Here is a 25,132-nt window from a genome sequence, read left to right as displayed (position 1 = left end):
TGCGCCCGGCCGATGCTCGATGTCCCCTCCCTGAGCGTCGCGGTCCGTAGGGTGGCCGCGCGCCTCGCGGGCGAGGGCCGCGAGGCGTCGGACCGTGCCGATTGCCGAGGCCGGAGGAGTATCATGCGCGTTGCGATCATCCATTACTGGCTCGTCGGCATGCGGGGCGGCGAGAAGGTCCTCGAAGCCCTCGGCCGGATGTATCCGGAGGCCGACATCTTCACGCATGTGGTGGTGCCCGAGGCCCTGTCCGAGGATCTGCGCCGGCACCGGATCCGGACCTCTTTCATCGCGAAGCTGCCCCGCGCGGCGCGGAACTACAAATCCTATCTGCCGCTGATGCCCCTCGCCTTGGAGCAGCTCGATCTCAGCGGATACGATCTGATCATCAGCAGCGAGTCCGGGCCCGCAAAGGGAATCATCCCGCCCGAGGGGGCGGTGCATGTCTGCTACTGCCACTCGCCGATGCGCTACATCTGGAACATGTACCACGATTACCGGCGCACGGCCGGGCGCGTGGCCAAGGCGGCGATGCCGCTCATGACGCATTACCTGCGCACCTGGGACGAGAGCTCGGCGGCGCGGGTTGACCACTTCGTCGCCAATTCCCGCACCGTGGCCTCGCGGATCCGCCGCTATTACCGGCGCGAGTCCGACATCGTGCACCCGCCCGTGGATGTCGGCGCCTTCGCGCCCGTCGGGCCGGAGGAGGTCGGCGACTACTACCTGATGGTCGGCGAACTCGTCCGCTACAAGAGGCCGGACATCGCCGTGCAGACCTTCAACGCCCTCGGCCGCCGCCTGGTGGTGATCGGAGGCGGAGAGATGCTGGCGGAGTTGCGCGCGCTCGCCGGCCCGACCGTGCAGGTGCTGGGCGCTCAGCCCTTCGAACAACTGCGCCATCACTACGCGCGGGCACGCGGGCTGATCTTTCCGGGCGAGGAGGATTTCGGGATCGTGCCCGTCGAGGCCATGGCGAGCGGCCGTCCGGTCATCGCCTACAATCGCGGCGGCGCGACCGAGACGGTGGTGGACGGGCGCACCGGCACCTTCTTCGAGGAGCAGAGCATGGACTCGCTCGTCGACGCGGTCGAGCGCCTGGAGGGTATGCCGCTCGATTCGGCCGAGATCGTCCGGCACGCGCGGCAGTTCAATCCCGAGCGCTTCGAGCAGCGCATGCGCGAGGCCGTCGCGGTGGCCTGGGCGCAGGTTCACGGTCGGCGCCCGCCCACGGAGGCGCTCGAGGATTCGGCGCAACCGCTCCGGTTCGGAAGCCGCCGAGTGGCCTATGCCTGATGCCGTCGGCGGAGGGAGGGGCACCTGCGATGAGGATCACCCGCCAGTTTGAGCGGCCGTCCTCCCGCCCGATCTGGGGCGGGGATCGCCCGGTCGCGGACGCGACGCGGGGGCTCAAGGAGACGCTCCACCTGCTGCGCCGGAACCTGCCGTTCCTGGCCGTCTGGGTATCGGTCTGGTTCGCCGGCGGGCTCCTCTACGTGAAGCGTCTCGCGCCCGAATTCGTGGCCAGCACCCAGGTGCTGCTGCAGCCGCGCCTGATCGTCAACGACGGTCCCGAGGACGTGCGCCACTTCCATCAGTTCACGGTCGACGGCGACCAATGCGAGACGGAGCTGCGGGTGCTGCGCTCGGAGCAGCTGCTCTACCGCGTGTTCAAGATGCTCGATCTTGCGGATTCGCCGGAGAGCCGCAGCGGGCCCAACGGTCTGTGGGCGTTCCTCGCGGCGCAGGCCCACCGTCTCGAAAGAAACAGCCAGCCTTCCGATGCCGACATCGAGGCGTTCTACGCCTTCGCCGATCGGGTGAGAGCGCGCCGGCTCGGCCTCTCCTACGTGATCGAGATCTCCTACCGGGCGCAGAGCGCGGCGCAGGCCGCCCGCGTCGCCAATGCGATCGCGGTCGCCTATGCCGCGCATCGCCTGCGGGGCGTGCTTGCCCGCGAACAGCGGCGCGGCGTCTATCTGGAGAGCCGGCTGAAGGGCCTCTACAGCCAGATCCTGGCCGCCGATGCGGGCGTGCGCTTCGGGACGATCCCCGACGCACGCATGCCCGATGCCGATGTGCGCCTGCTCGGCCCCGCCAGCGTGCCCCTGCGCAGCTCCTACCCGAAGAGCGGCCCGTTCCTTCTCATGATGGCGGGGCTCGGCACCTTGAGCGGCCTGCTGATCATCCTTCTGCCCGGGCGTGCGCCGCTCCGGCCCGCCGCTCGGCGGGGCACTCTTCCGAACTTCCTTCAACGCATGAGGCTCGCGTGATGCGTTATCCCTTCCGTCTGCCTCTGGCCTTTCTCTCCCTCCTCGTCGCCGCCGCTCCCCTCAGGGCCGAGGATGGCTATCGGCTCGGCCCTCAGGACCAGCTCCAGGTCAAGGTGTCGGATCTGCGCGCTGGCACCGGCGAGGCCTATCAGTGGCAGGCCTTCACCGGCGAGTTCACCGTGGCCCCCTCCGGGAAGGTGGCGCTTCCGGTCGTGGGCGAGATCGATGCGAGCGGGCGCACCACCACCGACATCGCCGCCGACCTCGCGGCGCGGCTTCAAGCCAAGGCGGGCCTCGCCGCCAAGCCGGACGCTTCGGTGCAGATCGTCAAGTTCCGGCCCTTCTACGTCATGGGCAGCGTCGAGAAGCCCGGCGAGTACGAGTTCCGGCCCAATCTCAACGTCCTGCAGGCGGTGAGCATCGCCGGGGGGCTTCAGCGGGTCCCGACCGACGTGCTCCTGAACTTCGTCCGGGATGCGGTACAGTCACGCGGCGAGATCAAGGAGCTGAGCGCGACCCGCCTCGCCCTGATCGCCCGCCAGACGCGGCTGGACGCGGAGATCAAGGACATCCCCCTGACCTTCCCGGCCGAGCTGGAGGTCCGTGCCCAGGAGCCCGAGATCGCCCGGATCCTGAGGGAGGAGCGCCTCGCCCTGGTCACGCGGCAGAACGCGGTGAACTCGCAGATCACGAACCTGACGCAGTACAAGGAATTCCTTGGGGAGCAGATCAACTCCCTGACGGCCAAGGACGCCAATACGGCCACGCAGCTCGACCTCATGAAGAAGGAGCTCGAGCGCATCACCAGCCTGGTGACGAGGGGATTGTCGGCGATCCCGCGTCAGCTGGAAGCCTCCGCGACGACCGCGCAGCTCGAATCGAACCGGCTGGATGCGCAGATCGCGATGATCCGGGCGCGCCAGGACATCTCGAAAGCCGATCGTGACATCCTCGACCTGCGGGACCAGCGCCGGAACACGGCGTTGCAGGAGGCTGCCGAGACCCGGATCAAGCTGAACGAGACGGAGGCGAAGCTCGAGGCCGCCAACAACCTGCTCTATCAGGCCGAGATGCGGTCGCCGATGACGGTGCTTGCCAACAGCGAGGCTTACGCCAAGCCCGAATACGTCATCTTCCGCCGTCGCTACGGGAAGGCCGAGACGCTGCCCGCGAGCGAGGACGATCTGCTGCAGCCGGGCGACGTGGTGCGCGTGCGTCCTCGTCTGGCCGCACCGTCTGGCGCGCCGGTTGCAGGCAACGGCAATGCCCGCGCCGCCGCGCAGGCGACCGACTTCTGAGGGTGGCCCGATGCGAGGGGCGGGCACAGGCACGATGCCAGGGGAGACACGCCCGTGAGCTGGCCGGCTGTCGTCCTGTGGCTGCTCCTCTTCGCGGCTACCTTTTCGAGCGGCCCGGGGCTCCTCTACCTGCTGATGGCCTGCGGCGCGCTCGGCTCGTTGCAGATGCTGCCGGGCGACGGAGGCGGCGCGAACCTGCTGCCCCAATCGGCCTGCGCCGCCCTGTTGGTCTGCAAGGTTCTGCTCCAGCGCGGCAACGTCCTGCGGGGGCTTGAGGCCGCGCTCGATCCGCAGCGACTCGTCCTGTTCTCGGCGTTCCTCGTCTACGCCGCCTTCGGCGCCCTGGTGCTGCCGCGCCTCTTCTCGGGGATGATGGAAGTCGTCCCGGTCTCGGCTTTCCGCTTCGGTACGGACGTCCTGAAACCGAGCTCGGGCAACATCACGCAGACCTGCTACATGGCCCTGTCATACGCGACGACCCTCGTCTTCGCGGTGATCGGTGCGACGCAGGCAACGCGCCACCACTACGCGCAGGCCGTGCTGGTGGCCGCCTACGTGCTGATCGCGACCGGCGTGATCGACCTCGTCACCTACACGCTCGGCATCGGGGCCGTGCTCGACCCCTTCCGCACCGCGACCTACGCGATGCTGACCGATGTCGAGGCGGAGGGCGCCAAGCGGGTCGTCGGATTGATGCCCGAGGCGTCCAGTTACGGATCCGCCTGCGTCGGCATGGTCGCCGCGCTCACCTTCATGCGGCACATCTACGGAAAAGGGACGCAGCAGTTGGTGGTGGCCCTGGCCATCGGTCTGCTGACCGTGATGATCCTGCTCTCCACCTCCTCCACCGCCTATGTCGGCTTCGCCGTGTTCGGAGCGGTCTACGGGATGGACCTCATGGTGCGGATGCTCAATCGGCAGAGCCTGCGCCGCGACTACGTCACGCTCGAACTCACGTTGATCGCGTTCGCGGCGCTCGGGGTTTTCGCGGCCTTCGTCATCAAGCCGGACCTTTTCGATCCCATCGTGCAGATGGTCGACAAGATGGTCTTTCAGAAGACGGCCTCCGCCTCCTATGTCGAGCGCAGCTTGTGGACCCGGGTCGGCTGGCATGCCTTCCTCGATTCCGGGGGGCTTGGCGCGGGTCTCGGCTCGATCCGTGTGTCGAACTGGGCGGTGTCCATTCTGGGCAGCACCGGTGTCGTCGGCGCGCTGCTGATGTTCGGCTTCGTGACCCAGATGATCGTCGCGGCGCCCCGCGAGGCGTCGCCTGAAGCCCTTGTCTTCGCGACCGTGACCAAGCTCAGTCTTCTGCCCGTGCTCGTCATGTACCAGCTCTCGGGCACCATTCCCGATATCGGGATCGCCGCCTCCGCCGCATTGGGCCTGATCGCGGCGACGCATATGCCAGGCCTCCGTAGGGATCGGCGGGTCCGGCCGGAGCGCGGCTCGCACGCGCCGCTCGGGCTGTCGGCTCCCCTGTCCGAGGCGCGCCGATGACTGGTCAAGCGCCGTCGGCCCGATCCAAGGCCATTCTTGTGTGCAGTCTGTACAAGTCTATCTACTTAGATCGGCCCGACCCTGTTGCGGACTCTTCCAAGAGGATTGAAACTTGCCGTCATGGGCGCACCGCAATCCTCGTTTGTGGCGAAACGACGCGGTCCGCGTTTCTTCAGGGAGGGGCCGATGGCCCAGGCCGCCGGGCCTCCGTTCGCCGCCAGCACACTCGTGAGACCTTCGACCACGCAGCTTCCGGCACCAGCCTTCTCCATCAATGGTCGTTTCTATACGCAGCCCGTGACGGGGGTGCAGCGTTACGCCCGGGAGATCGTCCGCGAGATCGACGGGCTGCTCGTGCAGCAGGAAAAACACGCGCGCGTGATTTTGCCGCCGGTCACCTCCGGCCTCCCGCCCTTCGGCGCGATCGAGTCTCAGGTCGCCGGAGGAGCCTCGGGCCATACCTGGGAGCAGGCGGTGCTCCCGGCCCGGGCCGAGGCGCCGATTCTCAACCTGTGCAACACGGGCCCGCTGCTGGCCCGGCGTCAGATCGTGTGCATGCACGACGAGAACGTGTTCGTGGAGGCGGACAGTTACAGTTTTGTCTTCCGCGCCCTCTATCGTCTGCTTCTGCCGGGGCTGGCGCGTCGGGGCGCGATCGTCACCACGGTCTCGCATTACTCCGCCCGGCAACTGGCCAGGCATCTCGCGATCGAGCCGGGCGACATCACGGTGATCCACAACGGTCACGAGCACGCGCTGCGCTGGGATGCGGGAGCCTCGTTCCTGCCGGAACGGATGCCGCTGGACCGGCCGTTCGTGTTGCTGCTGGGCAGCCGCGCGCGCCACAAGAACGCGGCCTTCATTCTTCGCCAGGCGGAAGTGCTCGACGGATTGGGACTCGACCTCGTGGTGGCGGGCGGCTCGGCACCGATCTTCGCACGTACGGAGATGGTCGAGGCGCGCAACATCCGCCGGCTCGGCTTCGTCACGGACCACGATCTGGCGTGGCTCTACGCGAACGCGCTCTGCCTCGCCTTTCCGTCCCGGGCGGAGGGATTCGGATTGCCGGTGGTCGAAGCGATGGCGCTGGGCTGCCCGGTGGTGTCCTCCGATCGCACCTGCCTTCCGGAGATCTGCGGCGGTGCGGCCCTGTTGGCGGGACCGGACGACGCCGCGGCCTGGCAAGGGCATTTCCAGGCCCTTCTGGCCTCGTCGACGCTTCGGGCCGACCTGCGCGGGCGCGGCCGGGAACGCGCGGCGACCTTTTCCTGGCGGGCCTCGGCCCAGGCCTATCTCGACCTCATCGCGCGCCTGTGACGTGGCGCCGTTTCGTTGGCGCGATGCCGGAGACTTCACGATGACCCTCACGCCTTCCCCTCGCACCGGCGGGGCAACCCCGCGCGTCTGCGTCGGCATCGCGACCCGCGGCCGCCCGGAGCAGCTTGCCGCGATGATCGACAATCTCCGCTTCCAGACCCTGGCGCCGGAATCGATCATCGTCTGCTGCACGGGGCCGCAGGATGTGGGGGCGGCGACCGCCCGCCCGGGGGTGCGCGTGATCTACGAGCAGCCGGGCCTGGCCCGGCAGCGCAACGGCGTCCTGCGGGCCCTCCCGGAGGGCACCGATTTCCTCGTGTTCTTCGATGACGATTTCTACCCGCATCCGCGTTGGATCGAGACCGTCGTGGACGCCTTCCAGAAGGACCCGGTGCTGGCCTGCGTGACCGGCCACGTGGTGGCGGACGGGATCCTCGGCCCCGGCCTGACCCGGGAGGAGGCGCTGGCCGCCATCGCCGCCCATGATCCGGCCGCGAGCGACTGGGTGGTCGAGGGGTACAGCCCCTACGGCTGCAACATGGCCTTCCGTTGCGCGACCATCGCCGGACTGACCTTCGACGAGCGGCTGGTGCTCTACGGTTGGCTCGAGGATCGCGATTTCGGTGCGGCGGTGGCGCAGCGCGGCGGTCGACTGATCAAGCTCGGAACCGCCGTCGGCGTCCATCTCGGCGTGAAGGGCGGCCGTGTCTCGGGACGCAAGCTCGGCTATTCGCAGGTGATGAACCCGGTCTACATGCACCGCAAGAGCACGATGACGACGGCTCAGGTGCTTCGGCAGATCGCGCGCAACATCGCGGCCAACCTCACCAAATCCATCCGGCCAGAGCCGTATGTGGATCGTCGCGGCCGACTTCTCGGCAACCTGATCGCCGCGCTCGACCTCCTCCGCCTGCGCCTGACCCCTGAACGGGCGGCCTCCCTATGAACTACTCGGCGCCTCTCTTCCGCACGGACGGTTCCGGCAGCACGAGTCCTGTGCCGGAGTTTGACTTGGCGAATTCGCGTCTTCCCGAGTTGGACGAGCCGGCGGGTTCGTTGATCGGCGACCTGATCGCGGCGGTGCGACGCAACGTCGTCGGCCTGCTTGTCTGGATCCTCGTCTGCGTCGCCGGTGCGGTCGGCTACGTGGTCACGGCTCAGCCGGAGTTTCTCGCGTCGGCCCAGATCGCGCTGGAGCCGCGCCTTCGCCTGCCGCCCGGGGCCGACGCCGCGGCTGCGGCCGCGGCCACCGCGCCCACCCTCGACAGCGCCCAGGCCGAGAGCCAGCTCCAGGTCATCCGCTCCGTGCGCAACCTGCGCTACGTGTTCGACACCCTGAAGCTCGACGCGGATCCGGCCTATGCGGATGCGGGCCCGGGCATGATCGGACGGATCCTCGGGGCGGTGGGGAGGCTCCTGCCGTTCGGAGGCGGCTCGTCGCTCTCGCCCGAGGAGGCCGCGGCCCGCGCCCGTGAGATCGCCTTCCAGAACTTCTCGGACCGGGTACAGGTCCGCCGCCTCGGGCAGTCCTACGTGCTGGAGGTGTCCTTCCGGGGCCTCACGGCGCGCGACGCCGCCCGGATCACCAACGGGATCGCGGCCTCCTACATCCGCGATCAGGTGTTGGTCCGCGCCGCCTCCGATCAGCGCGGAAGCGAGTTCCTGCAGGGGCGCATCGCCACGATCCAGGCGGAGAAGAAAGCTGCGGACGAGGCGGTCGCCAGCGGTGTGATCCAGCCGGATGTCCAGTTCCCGGATTCGGATGCGCGCATTGTAGGCGCGGCCCTGGAGCCGCTCACCACCGCCTATCCGCGGACGAAGCTCATCCTGCTGCTGGCCGGGCTCTTCGGCATCGCCAGCGGGATCGGCGCCATCGCGGTCCTGCACAGCTTCGACCGGGTCGTCCGCACGCCCGGACAGGTCCGGCAGACCCTCGGCGTCGATTGCCTCGCCGTCGTGCCCCGTCTGCGCCACGGCGCGGCGCGGCTGCCGGATACCGCGGCCTTGGATCATCCGACTTCCGACTTCGCCCAGGCGCTCCGGCTCCTGCGGGCCGTTCTGTTCACCGCGGGAAATGATAGCCAGCCGGTCTCGGTCGGTTTCGTCTCATGCCTGCCGGACGAGGGCCGCAGCGCGCTCTCGATCAACCTGGCCTGCCTGCTGGCGGCTTCGAGCGACCGGGTGGTGCTCATCGATGCCGACCTCCAGAACCCCGATCTCAGCCGGCGTCTCGCGCCCAGGGCCGAGGCGGGGCTCGACGAATTCCTGAGAGCGCACCGGTCGGGCGCGGATCTGCCGGAGGTGCCCCTGGCGGGGACGCTCAGCTTCGTGCCGGCCGCCGCCGAAGGGCGCACCGCCCATCCCAACACCTTCCTCGGCGCCAGCCCCATGCGCGAGGCCCTGACACGCTTCGACGGGCGCCGAGATCTGATCCTCGACCTGCCGGCTCTCAGCCGCTCGTCCGACGTCCAGGCGATCGGCGACCTGCTCTCGGGCGTCGTCCTCGTCGCCGCCCTGAATCGAACCACGCTCGACCAGCTGACGGAGGCCAGGCGTTCGCTGCACGCCGCCAATATCCGCGTGCTCGGCGTCGTGCTCAACGAGCCCGACGCCCTTCGTAAATCGAGGAGATCCGTCTTTGCATCAGCCCTTGCCGCGGTGCGACAGTAGCCCGGTCCGGCCTTCGCGGCCGGAGGGACTTCGCGTCGGCTTGTTCAACGTCAAGTACAGCCCCAACCTGGGGGATGGCCTGCTCTCGGAGTGCCTGGAGGCGGAGCTCGTCCGCATTGTCCCCGGCCTCACGGTCGAGTCCTTCGATCTCGCCGGGCGCGACCGCTACGAGGCGGGCGGTCGTCTGCGCGGCGTTGCCCTGGGCGTTCTCCAGAGTAGCCCGACTCCCGTGCGGCACAGGCTCGCCCGCGTTCTGCTCGGCCGGTCCCTGCAGCGGATCCGGCCGTCGTGGCGGGCGCGGCTCGGGAGCATCGACGTGGCCGTGACCGGCGGCGGCAACCTGTTCAGCGACGCGGATCTCAACTTTCCGCTCAAGATCGATGCCGCCTGGGGGGAGTTGCGGGCGGCCGGTATCCCGAGCGCCGTTTTCGCCGTGGGCGTTTCGGACAACTGGTCCGAGACCGGCGCCGCGCTGTTCCGGCGGGCGTTTGCCGGCACGCAGGTGCCCTACGCGTCGGTGCGGGATGCGCGCTCGGCCGAGATCTGGAATCGACGGCTCGGACCCCATGGGGTGCCGCGCGCCCGGGTGGTGCACGATCCGGGGCTGCTCGTGGCCAGGCACGTCCCGCAGGAGCGCACGGGGGCTGAGCGGCCCCTGATCGGCCTGGGCCTCACCCATCCGACGGCGCTTCGCTACCATTCGGACGGGGAATCGCCGAGCGAGCGCAGCCTGACCCAATGGTATGTCGAGCTGGTGCGCGGGTGCCGCGCCCGTGGCTGGCACGTCCACGTCTTCACGAACGGCAGCCCGGAGGACGAAGCCTATCTGCGCCGCGTCTATCCGCTCCTGGCGGAAGGCGACTCCGCGGCGGGACTCCAGTTTGCCCCCCGCTTCGCCAACCCGACCGAACTCGCGACCTTCGTCTCCGGCCTCGACCTGCTGATGGCGCATCGGCTGCACGCCAACATCGCCGCCTATTCCTATGCCGTGCCGCAGATCGGCTTCTCGTGGGATGTGAAACTGGCGAGCTTCCTGACCCAGATCGGGCGGAGCGATTACATCTGCCGGGCGGGCTCCGATGCGACGGACGATGTGCTGGCGCTCGCGGATCGTGCGATGCGGGAGGGGATCGATCGCCCCCGGCATCAGCAGATCGTCGAGGCGGCTTCCGCCGATGTCGCGGTCCTCGCCGAGGCCTTGAAGGTCGGAGCCGGGTTGAGCGCGTCCCCCTCCCGCGAGGCGCAGGCGTGAGCGCGGCCGTTCTCCCCCGACCGGCGTCCAGGCGGATGCCGAGCCGCGTCGTGGTCATCAACGACCGGTCGCTCGCCTTCGGGGGCGCCACCGGGCTGGCCCTGCTCAGCGCGTCGCTGCTGCGTCGGCGAGGTCTTCCGGTCCGCCTGGTGGTGGGCGATTCCGGCGAGAACCCGGCCCTGGCGGATGAGGGCATCCCCGTGCATGCGCTCGGAGGCGCCCGGCTGCTCGACGGGGGCGCCATGGCGGGTCTGCGGGGCCTCTACGAGCCGCGCACCCTCGATCTGCTCGGCGCGGTGATCCGCGAGCACGACGATCCCGACACGGTCTATCACCTCCACACCTGGAGCCAGATCCTCTCGCCTTCGGTGTTCCGGGCACTGGCCCCGGTGCGCGAGCGTCTGTTCGTGAGCGCGCACGATTTCTTCCTCACCTGCCCGAACGGGGCCTACGCTCTCTTCCGCCAGGGGGAGACCTGCCCGCATGTGCCGCTCGGGCTCGCGTGCCTCACCACGCAATGCGACCGACGCAGCTATGCTCACAAGCTCTGGCGCGTCGCCCGGCAGACCGTGCAGGCGGGGACCCTGCGCTATGGCGCGGGTGGCCCGGGAATCCTCGCGATCCACGCGGCCATGCGGCCGCTGCTGGTCCGCGGCGGAGTGCCCGACAGGGCGATCCGGACCTTGCCGAACCCGATCCGCCCCTGGAGTGCCGATCGGATCGCGGCGGAGCGGAACCGCGAATTCGTTTTCGTCGGCCGCCTCAACGAGGAGAAGGGGCCGGACCTCGCGCTCGCGGCGGCGCGGCAGGCCGGCGTGCCGCTCCACGTGATCGGTGATGGACCGCTGCTCGAGACGCTGCGGCAGGCCTATCCGGAAATGCGCTTCTCGGGCCGCCAGCCGGCCGAGACCGTCGCGCAACTCGTGCGCGGGGCGCGTGCCCTGGTGATGCCCTCGCGCTATCCGGAGCCCTATGGTCTCGTCGCCGGGGAGGCGCTGTGGAGTGGTCTTCCGGTGATCCTCACCGATCAGGCGCTGCTCGCGGCCGACATCGTCGCCCGCGAGGCGGGGCTCGCCTGCGATCCGCGCGAGGTGGACGCGCTGTCCGCGGCGATGGGACGACTCGCGTCCGACGATGCGCTGACCGAGCGGATGAGCCGCAACGCCTTCACCCGGACGGTCGATCTCGGCCACAGCGCCGAGGGCTGGATCGATGCGCTGCTCGACGCCTATGCCGGCGCGCTTCCGGCGCTGACCACGAGCCGGGTCGCGGCTCCGGTGTGAGGCCGGAGCCGGTCGTGCCGACCGGATCCTGGAACGCGCTTCATCGGGAAAGGATCATGGCGCGGCGAAGCGCCCGCCTCAACGGGACGCGGCGGGGCATCGTGCGGCCTGCCCGTCCGGATCGGGCGCGTAGACATGCACGTAATCCACGTACAGCACGGAGGGATTGGGCGTCCGGTCGATCGGGAAGCCGGAGCCCAAGGCGAGATTGACGAGCGGAAAGAGCGGCTTGTCGAGTTCGGCCGGCGTCGGCTTCTCCCAGACCGGCTTGCGGTCGAGGTAGTAGGTGATCGTCTCGGGCGTGACCCGCACGCCGTAGGTGTGGAAGCTGTCGAGCAGCGAGCCTGACGGCACGGGGACCTTGTGCACCGTATGGGTGCTGCGCTTCTCGTCCGCGCCCTTGTACCAGACATGCAGGGCCGCCGAGTAGGCGGCATCCGCGTGGCCGTAATACTCGATCACGTCGATCTCGATGCTGGGTGTCTTGTCGGTGTTCGGGCGCTTGGTGCCGAGCCAGAACGCGGGCCAGGTGCCGGCACCCGGCGGCAGGCGCATGCGGGCTTCGAAGTAGCCGTAGCGCACGCCGAAGCCGGCGCCGGTGCCGTCCGAAGCCGCAAGCAGGCCCGAACGCCACTTCCCCGCCTCGTCCCTGCGCGCGGTGATGCGCAGAACGCCGTTCTCGATCGAGAACGGGCCGGCCGGCGCGTCGTCGGCGAAACGGGCATCGCCGAAATCCCCGTTCCAGGGCGTATGCGCGATCCAGCGCGCGGATCCGAGCACCCGCGAGGCGACGCTGAGGCTGTCGAAATCCTCCGTGAAGACCGGCTTGTAGCCGCACAGGTCGAGGGTCGGTTCCGCGGCGCGGGCGGGAAGGACCGACGAGCCCAGAAGGGCCGTGAGAAGGACGGCTTGCGGCTTGGGCAGGGTGATCATGAAGATAGCATCTCGCGGCTGATATCGACGTGGCGTTGGATGAAACTCTCCGCTCCCAGCCCGGACTCCGCCATGTGGGCCTGGGCGCGGAGCGCCCGGGTGCGGGCGGCTTCCGGATTCTCGGCGATGTCGAGCAGGGCTGCGCGAAGGGCTTCGGGATCGCCCGGCGGCACGTAGCGGATCGCATCCGGCCCGAAATAGCCGTCGAGTCCGCCGGTCGCCGTCGCGACGACGGGCACGCCGGCGAGCACGGCCTCCTGGACCACCGTGATGCCGCTGGCATGGAGGTTCGGCTTGAGCGGCACGCAGACGACGCTCGCCGTAGAGAGATGCTCCGAGAGCTCCGGATTGGAGCGGGCCCGCGTGATGCGCAGGTTCGGCCGGCCCCGGGCGAGCGCGCGCGGCGCCGTCCCGGACAGGATCGTGGCCGTGGCCTCCGGCAGGCCGTCGAGCGCGGCCGCGAGGGTCGCCCAGTCGCGATGCCGGTCGCTGCCGGGCGCCAGGATTCGCAGCGGTCGCGCCGTGCGCAGGACCGGCGGCGTGACCCGTTCGGCCGGGATGCCGAAGGGCACGAACCGGACCGGTTTCTCGGGGAACAGGGCGGCGGCGACGGCCCGATTTTCCGCGGAAAGCACCGTCAGCACGTCCACGCGCCGGATCAGCCGACGGTAGAGCAGCCGGTGGAGCGGCGAGATCCGGCTCCAGCGGTCGAACAGCCAGACACTCTGCCCGAGCAGCTTCGGCCGCCTCTTGCGGAAGGCGAGAGCCGCCGCCACCGCGAGATACTGTGATTCCGTGTGCGTCCACACGACATCCGCCTCGCGCAGGGATTCGCCCTGGCGGAGCGCGTGCAGCAGATCGAAGCCGATGAGGACCCGCAGGCCGAGCCGCAGAAATTTCTCGGCCGGGTTTTCGGGATGCGCATGCGAGAACGAAAGAGCACAACCCATCCGCTCGGCGCGCCCGTAACCGTAGGGTGTCTCGTCGTTGACGCCGACGAGTGTGCCCGCCTGCCAGGCTTGCCGCCAGGCCTCGGCGTCCTTGTCCCGCGCCAGATGCACGAAGACGCGCAGAGGCCGGGCCACGCCTCGGTCGCGGTCAGCCGGAAGCGAAGCGGGAGCCACGGGCGCGCTTACCTGCAAAGATGCCTCCTTGAGGCTCGTCCGTAGCGGCGGTCTCGCCCTGCGCGCAGAGCCCGATGGACAGAAGGCCGCTTGTCGATGCGACCGTGCATGAATTTTGCGATGCACTATCCGTAAGACTACTGCATGATGCAAGACATGGCCGGCCGATAGAACTCGACATGCAAGCCAGTTCGGATCACCTCCCTGTGTGTTTCAGCGGCGCTCGGTATTTCCACACGTGTATCCATTTTGTTGCGGTGCCAAAAATACCGTGTTCCGCCTAGAGGCGCCCGTCCGGGCATGGCAAAATTTCTGATCGATTCGACGCACTCTGATGGTCGGCTCCGTCGCGCAGACATTCGTGATGCGATGCCCAACAAGAAGCGACCCGCGATGGAGGCTGCCGCGATATGAGGGAAGACAGCGAGCGTTCCGGTCGCGGTGATGGACCCGAATCGCAGGGCGACGTGCCATCGGATGCGGGCGCCAAGCTTCCGCTCGGGACCGGAGCCCAGCCTGGGGTGGATGGGACGACGACGGCGGAACTCGCCGCCGTGGCCCAGGTGCCCGCGCGGGGTGAGACGCGCCGTCTCGCGGTGAACGTCCTGGCGGGGGGAGGCGCGAACCTGATCAAGATCGGCGTGCAGCTCTTGATGCTGCCGCTGATGGCGCATCTCCTGGGCCCGGCCGAGTTCGGCGTCTACGGACTTGCCCTGCCCACCGTCGCCTTCTTCATGACGCTCGCGGATGGCGGCCTCGGCGCCTCCCTGGCCCGGGAGCAGACTCAGTCGCGCGAGGTCTGGTCCACGGCGTTCTGGCTGATCCTGATGGTGGGCGTCGGGCTCGCGGCCCTTGTTGCCTGCTGGGGCCTGGTGCTGGCCCAACTCTCGCACGAGCCGGAAGTCGCCAGCGTGATGGCGCTCCTCTCGATCAGCTTCATCCTGCTGACCGCGGCGGTTCTGCCCTATGCGCGGTTGACCCGCGCGCGCCGCCTCGTGGTCATTTCCGGAGCGGATGTCGGCGGCAACCTCGTCGGGGCTGCGGTCGCGGTGGCGCTCGCCATGAGAGGCGCGGGGGCCATGAGCCTGGCGGCGCAGTACGTCACCGCCTACCTCGTGCGAGCGATCGTGCTCAACGCCGCCGCCTTCGTGCGGCCGAGCTTCGTTTTCCGCCCGTCAGCGCTGAAGTCGCATGTCTCCACCGGCAGCTCCCTCGTCTGCAGCCGGCTGGCGGACTTTTCGGGCCGGCTCATGGAGAACCTCGTCTTCGGGCGCAGTTTCGGCGCGGCTGCCCTCGGCACCTTCACCTTCGCCAACCAGGTGCCGCGCTTCCTCTGCGAGGCGGCATCCGGTCCGCTCTGGGCTGCGCTCTACGCCCACAGCCTGCGCGAGGACGACGCGCATATCGCGCAGCTTCACACCAAGCTCGTGCACATCCTCGCGCTGCTCCTGTCGCCCGTTGCCTTCCTGACGGCCGCCACCGTGCCGGGCCTGATCCATCTGATCCTCGGGCCGGCCTGGTCTCAGGCGGCAACGCTGATGAGCATCCTCATCCCGTTCTACGTGCTCAACGCCATCGCGCATCAGAGCGGTGCCATCCTCCTCGCGAAGGGCGCGGGCTGGACCGTGTTCCGGCTGTCCGCGCTGCTCGTCGTCACGCGCGTGGCGGCGGTGGCGGCCGGCCCCTGGATCGGACCGACCGGCGTGGCCTGGGGCATCGGCCTCGCACAGGTGCTCTTCATCGGTCTGATGCTGTGCGCCCCGAGCCGGATCGGCCTGTCGCCGGTCGGACCGCTGCTGCGCGGCCTCCTCGCCCCGACGCTCGCCGGCATCTGCGCAGGTCTCGCCTGCCACTTCATCGTACAAGCCGCACCCGCCGATATCCTGCGCATCCTGATCGGTCTGGCGGCCGGCGTCGGATGCTACCTCGTGGCGCTTCTCCTGCTCGAAGGTCGCCGGCTCCGCCAGGATGTGATGGCGATGCGGCGGCTCGTGCGCCCATGACGGCTCCCCATCAGGCGGATCGCCCCCGATGATGTGGCTGTCGGGCACAACTTCGAGTCTTCGTCTCGTCGCGCTCTCCCGTGCCGAAGGGGCCATGTTTTCGGCCGAGGGCGTCCAGCTTCAAGGGATAATTGTGCGATGATCACCGCCGCCATCCTCGATGCGATCTGGCAGAGGCCCGCCCTGTGGGAGAAGTTGCGCGTCCTCGTGCGCCGCACGGGGTACGACACGACCGATTGGCTTCGCTCGGCGATGTACAAGGACTGCTTCGCGTTCATTCGGTCCTTGGGTCCCGAAAACCTCGACGTGCTGGAGATCTCGGGCGGAAACCAGTGGACGCGCGATTTCGCGTTCAAAAGCTACGAGAATACCGAATATCCCGGGTTCGACATCTGCGCCGAGACCCTGCCGCGGCAATACGATCTCATCATCGCCGATCAGGTGTTCGAGCACCTGCCTTGGCCCTACCGCGCCGGCCGCAATGTCTGGTCGATGCTGAAGCCCGGTGGCCATCTCGTGATCGCCACACCCTTCCTGGTCCGCATCCACCGCGTGCCGATCGACTGCTCCCGCTGGACGCCGGACGGGCTGAGCTATCTGCTGCAGGAATGCGGCTTCGCCGCCGAGGACATCACCACGAAGGCCTGGGGCAACCGCGCTTGCGTGGTCGGCAATTTCCGCAAGTGGCGCAAGCGCGGCTTCTTCGGGTCACTCACCAACGAGCCGGATTTTCCGGTGATGGTCTGGGCCTTCGCCCGCAAAGCGACCGATGCCTGAGACGTACAAACGGAGGAGCATGCCAACATGCTCCTCTCTCACAGGCCCCCACCTCATGATCAAAACAATCGGGGGCTGCTTAATCGCCTGCGCGCCCCGGAAGGTCCGGTGGCTTGATCGAGCCGAGAATGGAAGACGCGGCTCTGCTATCGGCGGCTAATCGTGCTTCATATGCAGGTCGCCCTCGACCTGCCGGGGATCTTTGGTCGACAGCCGGGTGAAATGACCGACGAGGGCGTTGAGAATGACGGACACGAAGTAGCCGACCTGAAGCGCGACAAACGCACCGACCAGCATCAACGCAGTCAGCGGACCGCTCAGCAGGAAATTGACGGCACCGATCGCGAGTATCACCAGAAGTCCGGTCAGGATGAAACCGACAACCGAAACGTACCAGCCGCAGATCGCTCCGAAGACGGCAAACAGTCCCCAAAGTCCGATGGTACCCATCAAATCTCTCCGTGCTCCGGAAACGTATCGACACCGTTAATCCGGCTTTCGAGGTTCGATGTTCCGGTGGGACTGACTTTCTTGCTGCCCATTATGTGGGCCAAGCGTGAACGAATCTTTCTCGAACCGTTGCGATCGAGTCGCCCGGTCTCGGTACACGCGACAAGCCCCACAGTCAGGTAACCGTGTTGTGAGGGGCTATCGTCGCCCGAAAGGGTGCAACGTCGCGTCCCGTCGATGCCGATCGCTCCCGAGAGAAGGCGCCGAGGATGCCGCTTTCGCGGGCGATCCATGATGTGAGACATACGCTCCACGATTACCTCGGTTCCCTCCCCGGGGGCGGCTTGCCTTATCCTTGCTTGATTTCCGGCCGCTTCAAGTAGCGAAAGAGTGGATCCCTCGTTTTCTTCCGGATGGCGCTCGGGAGAGCGCGCAAGCCTGCTAGGCCGACGAAAACAAAAGCTACGGACCTCAACGCGAAACTCGGCTCTTCGCCGGGTTCGACTCTGTCGTACCAGAGTGGATCGTGATCCTGTGCCATGGACCTCTCGCACGGTCTCGGACATGACGAGGCCGTTACGATTCGTTTACCAAAGGCCGAAGCCGTAGACCATCTCGTGTCACGACAGACCGACGCCGTTGTCTTCGGTCGGCCGCAACGCGGCAAAAAAGGCCCGACGGCCGGAGCCCGGCGCTCGCGCCCGCGGCCAACCCGTCATCGATGGGCCGGTAGGCCCGTCTCGATGATGCGCGCCCAAAGCGAGGCGCCGTAGGGCGCGGCCTCGTCGTTGAAGTCGTATTCGGGGTGGTGGAGGCCCGCCGAGGGGCCGTTGCCCATGAAGATGTAGGCGCCCGGACGATGCGCGAGCATGTAGGAGAAATCCTCTGCCGCCATCATCGGCGCCACGGCCCGGTCGACCTTGTCCTCGCCCACGATCGCCGTTGCTACGTCCGCGATGAAATGGGTCTCGGCGGGGTGGTTTTCCGTGGCGGGATAACCGCTTGCGAAATCGATCTCCGCGCGCGCTCCGAAGCCGGCTGCGACGTTGCGGGCGATGGCTTCGAGGCGTTCTCGCAGGAGCGCACGGACCTGGGGCGTCAGCGCCCGCATGGTGCCGCGCAGCTCCGCGCTCTGCGGCAGCACGTTGAAGGCCTCCCCCGCATCGACCGCGCAGACCGAGACCACGGCGGATTCCAGCGGATCGACGGAACGGGACACGATCGATTGCAGGGCGACGACGATGTGGCTCGCCACCAGCACGGTGTCGATGGCCGCCTGCGGCAGGGCGGCGTGCCCGCCCCGGCCCTGCACGGTGATGGTGAAACGGTCGGTCGAGGCCATGATCGGGCCGGGGCGGATCGCGAAGGTGCCGACCGCCTGGTTCGGGATGTTGTGCAGGCCGTAGACCGCCTCGACCCCGAAGCGCTCCATCATCCCGTCCTTCACCATGGCCTCGCCCCCTCCCCCGCCCTCCTCGGCGGGCTGGAAGATCAGGACGGCGCTTCCGTCGAAATCGCGGGTCTCGGCGAGGTACTTGGCGGCGCCGAGCAGCATGGCGGTGTGCCCGTCATGACCGCAGGCATGCATCTTCCCCGGCACGGTCGAGCGGTAGGGAAGATCGCGCACCTCCTGGATCGGCAAGGCATCCATGTCGGCTCGCAGGCCGATCGCCCGGTTGGAGCCGTGCGAGCGCCCGCGGATCACGCCGACCACGCCGGTGCGGCCGATCCCCTCCGCCACCTCGTCGCAGCCAAAGGCGCGCAGCTTGTCGGCCACGAAGCCCGCCGTGCGATGCACGTCGTATTGCAGCTCCGGATGCGCGTGGAGATCGTGCCGCCAGGCGGCGATCTCGTCGGCGAAACCGCGGATGCGGTCGATCACGGGCATGGGGAACTCTTCGCGGCTCGGGCTGTCTCGTTGGAGGGATACCAGCAAACAGAAGGCCAAAGGGCGGGTCAACGGCCGAGCTTGGCCGATCTCCTATGCGGATCCGTCCGGCCCGCCCGCGAGGTCGTCGAGGATCGGGCAATCGGGCCGGTCGTCGCCGCAACAGCGCCGGGCGAGATCCTCCAGGGTGCGGGCCATGCCCTCGAGCTCGGCGATGCGCCGGCGCAGGTCGCCGACATGGGCGAGGGCCACGGCCTTCACCCCAGCGCTCGCGCGGGAGCGATCGTGCCAGAGGGCGAGCAGCTCGGTGATCTCCGTCATGGAGAAGCCGAGGTCGCGCGCCCGGCGCACGAAACGCAGGGCATGGAGATCCGCCGGCGCGTAGAGCCGGTAACCGGCCGCGGTCCGCTCGGCCGGGGCGATGAGCCCGGTCTCCTCGTAGTAGCGGATCATCTTGGCCGAGACGCCGGTGGCGCGGGCGGCCTCGCCGATGGTGACGTGGCCCGTCACGTCGCCGCTCCCGCCCGGCGCAGGCGCAGGGCGTTGCCGAGGACGAACAGGCTGGAGAGCGCCATGGCCCCCGCGGCGAGCGCCGGCGAGAAGAGCGGGCCCCCAAGGGCCGCGGGCAGCCCGGCCGCGACCGGGATCAGGGCGACGTTGTAGGCAAAGGCCCAGAACAGGTTCTGGCGGATATTGGCCATCACCGCCCGGGAGAGGGCCAGCGCCTCGGCCACGCCGGTGGTGCGGCCGGTCATCAGCACCACATCCGCGCTCTCGACCGCGATGTCCGTGCCCGTCCCCATGGCGATGCCGACATCCGCTTCCGCCAAGGCGGGCGCATCGTTGATGCCGTCGCCGACGAAGGCGACCGGCCCATGGGCGCTGCGCAGGGACTTGAGCGCCTCGACCTTGCCGCCGGGCAGGACCTCGGCGACGATGTCCTCGATGCCGAGTTCGCGCGCCACGGCTTCCGCGGTGGCGCGGCCGTCGCCCGTGATCAGGGCGACACGCCGCCCGCCGGCCCGGATCGCGGTGACGGCTCCCCGTGCCTCCGCCTTGATCGGATCGGCGACGGCGAACAGCGCGGCGATCTTGCCGTCCAAGGCCAGATAGAGCGGGCTGCGGCCCTGCCGGGCCAGGTCGTCCGACGCCGCGGCGAAGCCTTCGGTGGCGATGCCGAGCCGTTCCATAAAGCGCCGGGCGCCGATGGCGACGCTGCGCCCGTCGATCCGCCCGGAGACGCCGAAGCCAGCCTCCGCCGCAAATGCCTCGACCGGCGGCAGCGTGATCGCCTCGTCCCGTGCGGCCGCGACGACGGCCCGCGCGATCGGATGCTCGGAGCGGCTCTCGATCGCGCCGGCGAGGGCGAGGGCCTGTGCCCGCGTGACGCCCTCGGCGAGGATCAGATCCGTAAGGCGTGGATGTCCCTCGGTCAGGGTCCCGGTCTTGTCGAAGGCGACGACCTTCACGTCTTGCAGCGCCTGGAGCGCCGTCCCCTCGCGAAACAGGACGCCCCGTTCCGCAGCCCGGCCGGTGCCGACCAGGATGGAGGTCGGCGTGGCGAGCCCCATGGCGCAGGGGCACGCGACGATCAGCACGGCCACGGCCGCGACCAGGGCCTGGCCGAGCGCCGGGCTCGGGCCGAAGGCGAGCCAGGCCAGGACGGTGAGCGCCGAAACCGCCATCACCGCCGGCACGAACCAGAGCGTGACCCGATCGACCAGGGCCTGGATCGGCAGCTTGCCCCCCTGTGCCGCCTCGACCATGCGCACGATTTGGGCGAGCATGGTGTCGGCGCCGGTCCTGTCGACGCGCAGATCGAGGCTGCCGCTCGTGTTGAGCGTGCCGCCGATGGTGCGGTCGCCGGGTTTCTTGCCGACCGGCACCGGCTCGCCGCTGACCATGCTTTCGTCGACATAGCTCGCCCCCGCCACGACGATGCCGTCCGCGGCGACGCGTTCGCCGGGACGAACCCGGACGATGTCGCCGAGCCTGAGCTCCGTGATCGGCACGTCCTGCTCGGTCGCGCCGCGCAGGACGCGGGCGGTCTTGGGGGTGAGGTCGATCAGGCGGGTGATGGCAGCCCCGGTTTGGCCCTTCGTGCGGGCTTCCAGCAGGCGTCCGAGCAGGATCAGCGTGACGATGACCGCGCTGGCTTCGAAGTAGAGATGCGCCGTCCCCGGAGGCAGCCAATCGGGCGCGATAGTCGAGACCAGGGAATAGAGATAGGCCGCGCCGGAGCCGAGGGCGACGAGGGCGTTCATGTCCGGATGCCCGCGCAGCAGCCCGGGCAGGCCGGCGGCGAAGAAGCGCCGGCCGGGGATGGCGAGCACCAGCGTCGCCAGCAGCGCCTGGAGCACGGCGCCCCCCTCCCCCAGCCGCTGGCCCACGAGCTCATGGAAGCCGGGGACGAGGTGGCCGCCCATGTCGAGCACGACGATGGGCAGGGTGAGGAGCGCCGCGACCAGGGTGTCCCGGCGCAGGTGCTGGGCCTCGCGGGCCTGACGCGCGGCCCGGTCGTCGGAGGAGCCCTCCTCGACCGCCCGCGGCTCGTAGCCGGCCGCGCGGATGGCGGCTTCGATGGCCTCTCGGCTCGGAAAGCCGCCGGCGTGGCGGATCTCCGCCCGGCCGGTCGTCAGGTTGACGGCGGCCTGCGTCACGCCGGGCAGCCCGTTCAGCACCCGCTCCACGCGCGCGGAGCAGGAGGCGCAGCTCATGCCCTCGATGCCGATCCGGGTGACGGTTTCCGGGACGTCGTACCCCGCCGCGCGGATCGTCTCCGGCACCGCGGCCGGGTCCGCCGCTTCGGGCAGACGGAGGGAGGCCGTGCCCGTGGCGAGATTGACCGCGACGTCGCGCGCGCCCGGCAGGGCCGCGAGCGCCCGTTCGACGCGGCCGACACAGGAGGCGCAGCTCATGCCCTCGACGGGCAGGACGAGGTGCCGCAGCGGCCCCGTCGCAGCGGGGGCCTCGGCGGCTTCGGCCGGCATGGGGGAAAGATCGCTTCGAGGGTCCATGCCCGTTCAGATAGGGCTTCCCATCATGGGAAGGTCAAGGGCTGGCGGGGCGCCGCGCCTGCGGCCCTCTGCACCGTGCCTCTCGAAATCGCCGTGAGCGATGGTTTGGGGGCGGTGTCGCGTCCGGGAAGGGAGCGCTTTGGATTGCTCCGGCTCCGCCTCACGATGACGAGGGAGAGGGGCTGATCGATGGCAGGACGCTGTGATGAGGATTTTATCTGGTCGCCCCCTATCACGATTGTCGTGCTTGCATAAAACAACCTGTAATTGTTATTCAATGCGATAAATTCTGAAATTACTGTGCGGGCGTGCGTGTTGGCGCTCGCGTAAATTAGTCATTTGGAAATCGGATTTCAGGGAATGCGTCGAAAAACTGCATTCCATGATTGCATTTCCGTAGATGGCTTCGGGTCTCGTCTTGCTTGATGCGGGTTCTCCCCGCATGAGGCCAGGGCCGCCAACGTATGCGGCCTTGGGGGAACGACATGTCCATTGTGAAACTGTCCTCGGCCGCTCTGCTGGCCGTATCGCTCTGCGCTTGCGGAAGCGTGGTGCGCGGGACCAGCGAGAGCATCGCCTTCGTCTCCGAACCGTCCGGGGCGGCGATGACCACGAATTCGAAATATGCCTGCCCGGCCACCCCCTGCACCCTGCAGGTCGAGCGCTCCGACGAGTTCGACGCGACCTTCACGCTGCCGGGCCATCGGCCGGAGACGATCCCCGTGCGGACCAAGGTCGTCGCGGGCGGCGCCGCGGGCTTTGCCGGAAACGTGCTGGCCGGCGGCCTGATCGGCATGGGCGTGGATGCCTATACCGGCGCGGCCCTGGACCACTCCCCGAACCCGGTCTTCGCGCGGCTCACCCCGCTCACTCCCCCCGTGCTCCACAAGCGCGGCCGCGCGCCCCGTGCCGGCGAACCGGGCATGTAGGACCGCACGGAGCCGGTCCCGGCTCGGTCGGGACCGGCCTCGCGCTCAGACCGGGGGCGGCTCGGGCGGGCGCTCCCGGTGTTCCGGCAGGATCGCGCTGACCGTGGTGCCGTGGCCGACCTCGCTCTCGATGACGAGCCGGCCGCGGTGGCGGTTGAGGACGTGCTTGACGATGGCGAGACCGAGCCCTGTGCCGCCCTGCTGGCGGCTCGAGGCTACGTCGACCCGGTAGAAGCGCTCGGTGAGCCGCGGGATGTGCTCCGGCGCGATCCCCGGGCCCTCGTCGCGCACCTTCAGCCGTATGGGCGCCGGCTTCCCGCCCTCCGCCTCGCCCCGCTCCAGGGTCACCGCGACGAGGCCGCCCTCGCTGCCGTATTTGAGGGCGTTCTCGACCAGGTTCTCGACCACGCGCTGTAGCTCGTCGCGCTCGCCCAGCACGAGGCAGGCATGCTCCGGCCCCTCGAAGGTGATGGCGACGCCGCGCTCGCGGGCGAGGGGGGCCTGGATCTCCACCATCTGCCGGGTGAGCGCACAGAAATCGACCGCTTGGGTCGGAGCCATGTGCTCGCGCAGCTCGATCCGCGAGAGGGAGAGCAGGTCGTCGATCAGCCGCGTCATGCGCTGGGCCTGGGTGCGCATGATCCCGAGGAAGGTCTCCCGCGCCTTCGCGTCGTCCCGGGCCGGCCCCTGAAGGGTCTCGATGAAGCCGAGGAGCGAGGCGAGCGGCGTGCGCAGCTCGTGGCTGGCATTGGCCACGAAATCCACCCGCATGGCCTCAAGGCGCCGGGCGGAGGTGAGGTCGCGCAGGAACAGCACGACATTGGGCGCGCCGCCGCCATTCGCGTCCGGCATGGGCAGGGCGCCGATCTGGACCTCGAAGGCGCGCTCGTGCGGCACGCGGGTGGCGTAGCCGGTCTTGAGCGGTTGGCCGTTGCGCAGGACGGCATCGATGGCGTCCAGCACGTCCGGCGACCGCAGGGCGAAGGAGAGCGGGTGGCGCAGCTTGAGGGCGGGCAGCAGAGCCCGGGCTGCCGGATTGGCTTCGATCACCACCGCGCGGCGATCGACCAGGATGACCGGATCGGGGATGTTGGCGAGCAGCGCCTCCGCGATGGCGTGGCGCTCGGCCATGGGCCGCTCCTCGGCCTTCCGCAGCATGGGCTGGCGGGCCGCCCGGGCCGCGAAGGCTCCAATCGCCACCGCGACGAGGCAGGCGAGCAGGAATTCGAGATCCAGGCGTCCGCGCAGGGCCGCGACGAGGGCGAGGACGCTCGCGGCGACGGCCGCGCCGAACCACGCGGGGGGAGAGCCGGCGGTGCCGAGCATCGCGTCCGTCAGGGATCGTTGGCGGCGCGGCGCCGGTGCAGGCGCCGGGCGCCCTGATGCAGCCCCAGCAGGGCGAGCGCCAGGGCGAAAGGCACGAGATAGTAGCAGACCCGGAAGAGGAGCAGCGAGCCGAGCACCTCGTCCCGCGGCAGGCTCGACAGGGCGAGCAGGATGGTCGCCTCGAACACGCCGAGGCCGCCGGGGGCGTTGGAGGCGATGCCGAGCATCGCGGCGAGCACGTAGATCGCGACGAAGGTGGTGAAGCCGAGGTTCAGCTCATGGGGTAGCAGGACGTAGAGCACCGCCGCCGCCGAGCAGACGTCGCCGATGCCGACGAGCATCTGGCTGAAGGAGACGGTGGCCCCGGGCAGTTCGAGCTGCCAGTGCCGCACCTTGATGTAGCGGCGCTTCACCGAGACCCAGACGAGGTAGCCGAGCACCAGCAGCAGCGCCCCGAAGCCGAGGCCCTGGTTCAGCTCGATGCTGGTGAAGGTGAGGCTCGCGAGCTGGCCGGCCTCCACGATCAGGCTGAGCCCGAGCACCACGCCCATGCCGAGCCAGAAAGTGAAGCCGGCGATCACCGTGAGGGCCGCGATCTTGGCCGCGGAGAGGCCGCGGCTCGAATAGATCCAGTAGCGGACGGTGCCCGCCGTGAAGAGCGGGAAGCCCAGGGTGAAGCTCACCGCGTAGCTCGTGAAGGAGGCGAGCGCGGTGATGCGGTAGGGCATCTTCAGCCGCAACTGCTTGAGCGCCAGGGCGTCGTAGCAGGTGAGGAACAGGTAGCTCACGCCGACGAAGAGGAAGGCGAGCCAGAGCTGGCCGCCGGTCACGCTCGTGAAGGCGCTGTGCAGCTCGGCCCAGGTGATCTCTTCCGAGAGCTTCCAGAGAACGAACAGCGAGATCGCGATGAGCACGAGGCTCGCCACCGTGCCGATCCAGGCATAGCGTCCCCGGAAGCTGCCCTGGCGCGCCGCCGCTCTGTCGCCGGCCTGGTCCGGCTTCACCGGCTCGGCCTGCGAAAGGTCCTTCCGCTTACCCGCGAAGTTCATCTGAAACGGCGTCTGCTCCCGCTGATCGCGTTAATCGGCGCCC

Annotated in this window: 20 protein-coding genes; 12 read left to right on the top strand and 8 right to left on the bottom strand. The window is 69.0% G+C overall.

Features of this window, described 5'->3' with window-relative positions:
- Positions 1–123: 123 nt before the first annotated feature.
- From MMB17_RS14890 to MMB17_RS14850, 9 genes are all read left to right on the top strand, one after another.
- Complete coding sequence (locus MMB17_RS14890) at positions 124–1,296, top strand: glycosyltransferase (protein ID WP_241099289.1); 1,173 nt, start codon at positions 124–126, stop codon at positions 1,294–1,296.
- 29 nt (positions 1,297–1,325) lie between these two features.
- Complete coding sequence (locus MMB17_RS14885) at positions 1,326–2,273, top strand: GumC domain-containing protein (RefSeq protein ID WP_241099288.1); 948 nt, start codon at positions 1,326–1,328, stop codon at positions 2,271–2,273.
- Positions 2,273–3,571 (top strand): polysaccharide biosynthesis/export family protein, encoded by a 1,299-nt coding sequence (locus MMB17_RS14880; protein WP_241102204.1) that lies wholly within the window; start codon positions 2,273–2,275, stop codon positions 3,569–3,571. Before MMB17_RS14885 ends, MMB17_RS14880 begins: the two co-directional genes overlap by 1 nt.
- Before the next feature lie 54 nt (positions 3,572–3,625).
- Complete coding sequence (locus MMB17_RS14875) at positions 3,626–5,071, top strand: hypothetical protein (RefSeq protein ID WP_241099287.1); 1,446 nt, start codon at positions 3,626–3,628, stop codon at positions 5,069–5,071.
- Between the two features lie 186 nt (positions 5,072–5,257).
- The gene (locus tag MMB17_RS14870) at positions 5,258–6,388 is read left to right on the top strand and encodes a glycosyltransferase family 4 protein (protein WP_241099286.1); all 1,131 of its coding nucleotides are present in this window, start codon (positions 5,258–5,260) and stop codon (positions 6,386–6,388) included.
- A gap of 40 nt (positions 6,389–6,428) precedes the next feature.
- Positions 6,429–7,334: a glycosyltransferase family 2 protein gene (locus MMB17_RS14865; RefSeq protein ID WP_238312399.1), complete on the top strand. Its 906-nt coding sequence runs from the start codon at positions 6,429–6,431 to the stop codon at positions 7,332–7,334.
- A gap of 65 nt (positions 7,335–7,399) precedes the next feature.
- Positions 7,400–9,058, top strand: coding sequence for a nucleotide-binding protein (locus MMB17_RS14860; protein ID WP_241099284.1), 1,659 nt, complete (start codon positions 7,400–7,402; stop codon positions 9,056–9,058).
- A gap of 40 nt (positions 9,059–9,098) precedes the next feature.
- Positions 9,099–10,310, top strand: a complete 1,212-nt coding sequence (locus MMB17_RS14855; protein ID WP_241099282.1) for a polysaccharide pyruvyl transferase family protein — start codon at positions 9,099–9,101, stop codon at positions 10,308–10,310.
- Positions 10,311–10,345: 35 nt separating this feature from the next.
- A complete protein-coding gene (locus tag MMB17_RS14850) occupies positions 10,346–11,593 on the top strand; it encodes a glycosyltransferase family 4 protein (protein WP_241099281.1) in 1,248 nt (415 codons plus the stop codon).
- 78 nt (positions 11,594–11,671) lie between these two features.
- On the opposite strand, the gene MMB17_RS14845 is transcribed toward MMB17_RS14850, so the two are convergent.
- Together MMB17_RS14845 and MMB17_RS14840 are read right to left on the bottom strand one after the other, a co-directional pair.
- Entirely contained in the window at positions 11,672–12,526 is an 855-nt protein-coding gene (locus MMB17_RS14845) for a glycoside hydrolase family 16 protein (protein WP_241099280.1), read from the bottom strand.
- Positions 12,523–13,611: a glycosyltransferase family 4 protein gene (locus tag MMB17_RS14840; RefSeq protein ID WP_241099279.1), complete on the bottom strand. Its 1,089-nt coding sequence runs from the start codon at positions 13,609–13,611 to the stop codon at positions 12,523–12,525. The genes MMB17_RS14845 and MMB17_RS14840 overlap by 4 nt, the downstream gene beginning before the upstream one ends.
- Positions 13,612–14,171: 560 nt before the next feature.
- Between MMB17_RS14840 and MMB17_RS14835 the strand changes: the two genes are divergently transcribed.
- Both MMB17_RS14835 and MMB17_RS14830 read left to right on the top strand, forming a co-directional pair.
- On the top strand, positions 14,172–15,653 hold the full coding sequence (locus tag MMB17_RS14835) for an oligosaccharide flippase family protein (RefSeq protein ID WP_241099278.1): 1,482 nt from the start codon (positions 14,172–14,174) through the stop codon (positions 15,651–15,653).
- Positions 15,654–15,791: 138 nt separating this feature from the next.
- Positions 15,792–16,430 carry a class I SAM-dependent methyltransferase gene (locus MMB17_RS14830; RefSeq protein ID WP_241099277.1) on the top strand — a complete coding sequence of 213 codons (639 nt, stop codon included), beginning with the start codon at positions 15,792–15,794 and terminating at the stop codon, positions 16,428–16,430.
- Positions 16,431–16,586: 156 nt separating this feature from the next.
- Here MMB17_RS14830 and MMB17_RS14825 read toward each other — a convergent pair whose 3' ends face one another.
- The 4 genes from MMB17_RS14825 to MMB17_RS14810 all read right to left on the bottom strand — a co-directional run bounded on the left by MMB17_RS14825 (position 16,587) and on the right by MMB17_RS14810 (position 21,758).
- Positions 16,587–16,880 (bottom strand): hypothetical protein, encoded by a 294-nt coding sequence (locus MMB17_RS14825; RefSeq protein WP_241099275.1) that lies wholly within the window; start codon positions 16,878–16,880, stop codon positions 16,587–16,589.
- Positions 16,881–17,595: 715 nt separating this feature from the next.
- Positions 17,596–18,768, bottom strand: coding sequence for a M20 aminoacylase family protein (locus MMB17_RS14820; RefSeq protein ID WP_241099273.1), 1,173 nt, complete (start codon positions 18,766–18,768; stop codon positions 17,596–17,598).
- A gap of 93 nt (positions 18,769–18,861) precedes the next feature.
- Positions 18,862–19,221 carry a MerR family DNA-binding protein gene (locus MMB17_RS14815; protein WP_241102203.1) on the bottom strand — a complete coding sequence of 120 codons (360 nt, stop codon included), beginning with the start codon at positions 19,219–19,221 and terminating at the stop codon, positions 18,862–18,864.
- A 53-nt stretch (positions 19,222–19,274) separates the two neighbouring features.
- A complete protein-coding gene (locus MMB17_RS14810) occupies positions 19,275–21,758 on the bottom strand; it encodes a heavy metal translocating P-type ATPase (protein WP_241099272.1) in 2,484 nt (827 codons plus the stop codon).
- A 512-nt stretch (positions 21,759–22,270) separates the two neighbouring features.
- Here MMB17_RS14810 and MMB17_RS14805 point away from each other — a divergent pair.
- A complete protein-coding gene (locus MMB17_RS14805; RefSeq protein ID WP_238312410.1) occupies positions 22,271–22,714 on the top strand; it encodes a translation initiation factor 2 in 444 nt (147 codons plus the stop codon).
- Between the two features lie 45 nt (positions 22,715–22,759).
- On the opposite strand, the gene MMB17_RS14800 is transcribed toward MMB17_RS14805, so the two are convergent.
- Together MMB17_RS14800 and MMB17_RS14795 are read right to left on the bottom strand one after the other, a co-directional pair.
- On the bottom strand, positions 22,760–24,040 hold the full coding sequence (locus tag MMB17_RS14800) for an ATP-binding protein (protein ID WP_241099270.1): 1,281 nt from the start codon (positions 24,038–24,040) through the stop codon (positions 22,760–22,762).
- Positions 24,041–24,048: 8 nt separating this feature from the next.
- Positions 24,049–25,089 carry a lysylphosphatidylglycerol synthase domain-containing protein gene (locus tag MMB17_RS14795; protein WP_241099268.1) on the bottom strand — a complete coding sequence of 347 codons (1,041 nt, stop codon included), beginning with the start codon at positions 25,087–25,089 and terminating at the stop codon, positions 24,049–24,051.
- Between the last annotated feature and the right edge of the window lie 43 nt (positions 25,090–25,132).

The sequence above is a fragment of the Methylobacterium organophilum genome, assembly GCF_022533465.1.
GTDB classification, from domain to species: Bacteria; Pseudomonadota; Alphaproteobacteria; order Rhizobiales; family Beijerinckiaceae; genus Methylobacterium; species Methylobacterium organophilum.
This window is presented reverse-complemented; position numbering and strand designations above follow the sequence as displayed.

Coding starts and splice junctions, on each gene's coding strand:
- MMB17_RS14890 (WP_241099289.1), top strand. CDS start 124: ATGCGCGTTGCGATCATCCATTACTGGCTCGTCGGCATGCGGGGCGGC.
- MMB17_RS14885 (WP_241099288.1), top strand. CDS start 1,326: ATGAGGATCACCCGCCAGTTTGAGCGGCCGTCCTCCCGCCCGATCTGG.
- MMB17_RS14880 (WP_241102204.1), top strand. CDS start 2,273: ATGCGTTATCCCTTCCGTCTGCCTCTGGCCTTTCTCTCCCTCCTCGTC.
- MMB17_RS14870 (WP_241099286.1), top strand. CDS start 5,258: ATGGCCCAGGCCGCCGGGCCTCCGTTCGCCGCCAGCACACTCGTGAGA.
- MMB17_RS14865 (WP_238312399.1), top strand. CDS start 6,429: ATGACCCTCACGCCTTCCCCTCGCACCGGCGGGGCAACCCCGCGCGTC.
- MMB17_RS14850 (WP_241099281.1), top strand. CDS start 10,346: ATGCCGAGCCGCGTCGTGGTCATCAACGACCGGTCGCTCGCCTTCGGG.
- MMB17_RS14845 (WP_241099280.1), bottom strand. CDS start 12,526: ATGATCACCCTGCCCAAGCCGCAAGCCGTCCTTCTCACGGCCCTTCTG.
- MMB17_RS14830 (WP_241099277.1), top strand. CDS start 15,792: ATGATCACCGCCGCCATCCTCGATGCGATCTGGCAGAGGCCCGCCCTG.
- MMB17_RS14825 (WP_241099275.1), bottom strand. CDS start 16,880: ATGGGTACCATCGGACTTTGGGGACTGTTTGCCGTCTTCGGAGCGATC.
- MMB17_RS14820 (WP_241099273.1), bottom strand. CDS start 18,768: ATGCCCGTGATCGACCGCATCCGCGGTTTCGCCGACGAGATCGCCGCC.
- MMB17_RS14815 (WP_241102203.1), bottom strand. CDS start 19,221: ATGATCCGCTACTACGAGGAGACCGGGCTCATCGCCCCGGCCGAGCGG.
- MMB17_RS14810 (WP_241099272.1), bottom strand. CDS start 21,758: ATGCCGGCCGAAGCCGCCGAGGCCCCCGCTGCGACGGGGCCGCTGCGG.
- MMB17_RS14805 (WP_238312410.1), top strand. CDS start 22,271: ATGTCCATTGTGAAACTGTCCTCGGCCGCTCTGCTGGCCGTATCGCTC.
- MMB17_RS14800 (WP_241099270.1), bottom strand. CDS start 24,040: ATGCTCGGCACCGCCGGCTCTCCCCCCGCGTGGTTCGGCGCGGCCGTC.
- MMB17_RS14795 (WP_241099268.1), bottom strand. CDS start 25,089: ATGAACTTCGCGGGTAAGCGGAAGGACCTTTCGCAGGCCGAGCCGGTG.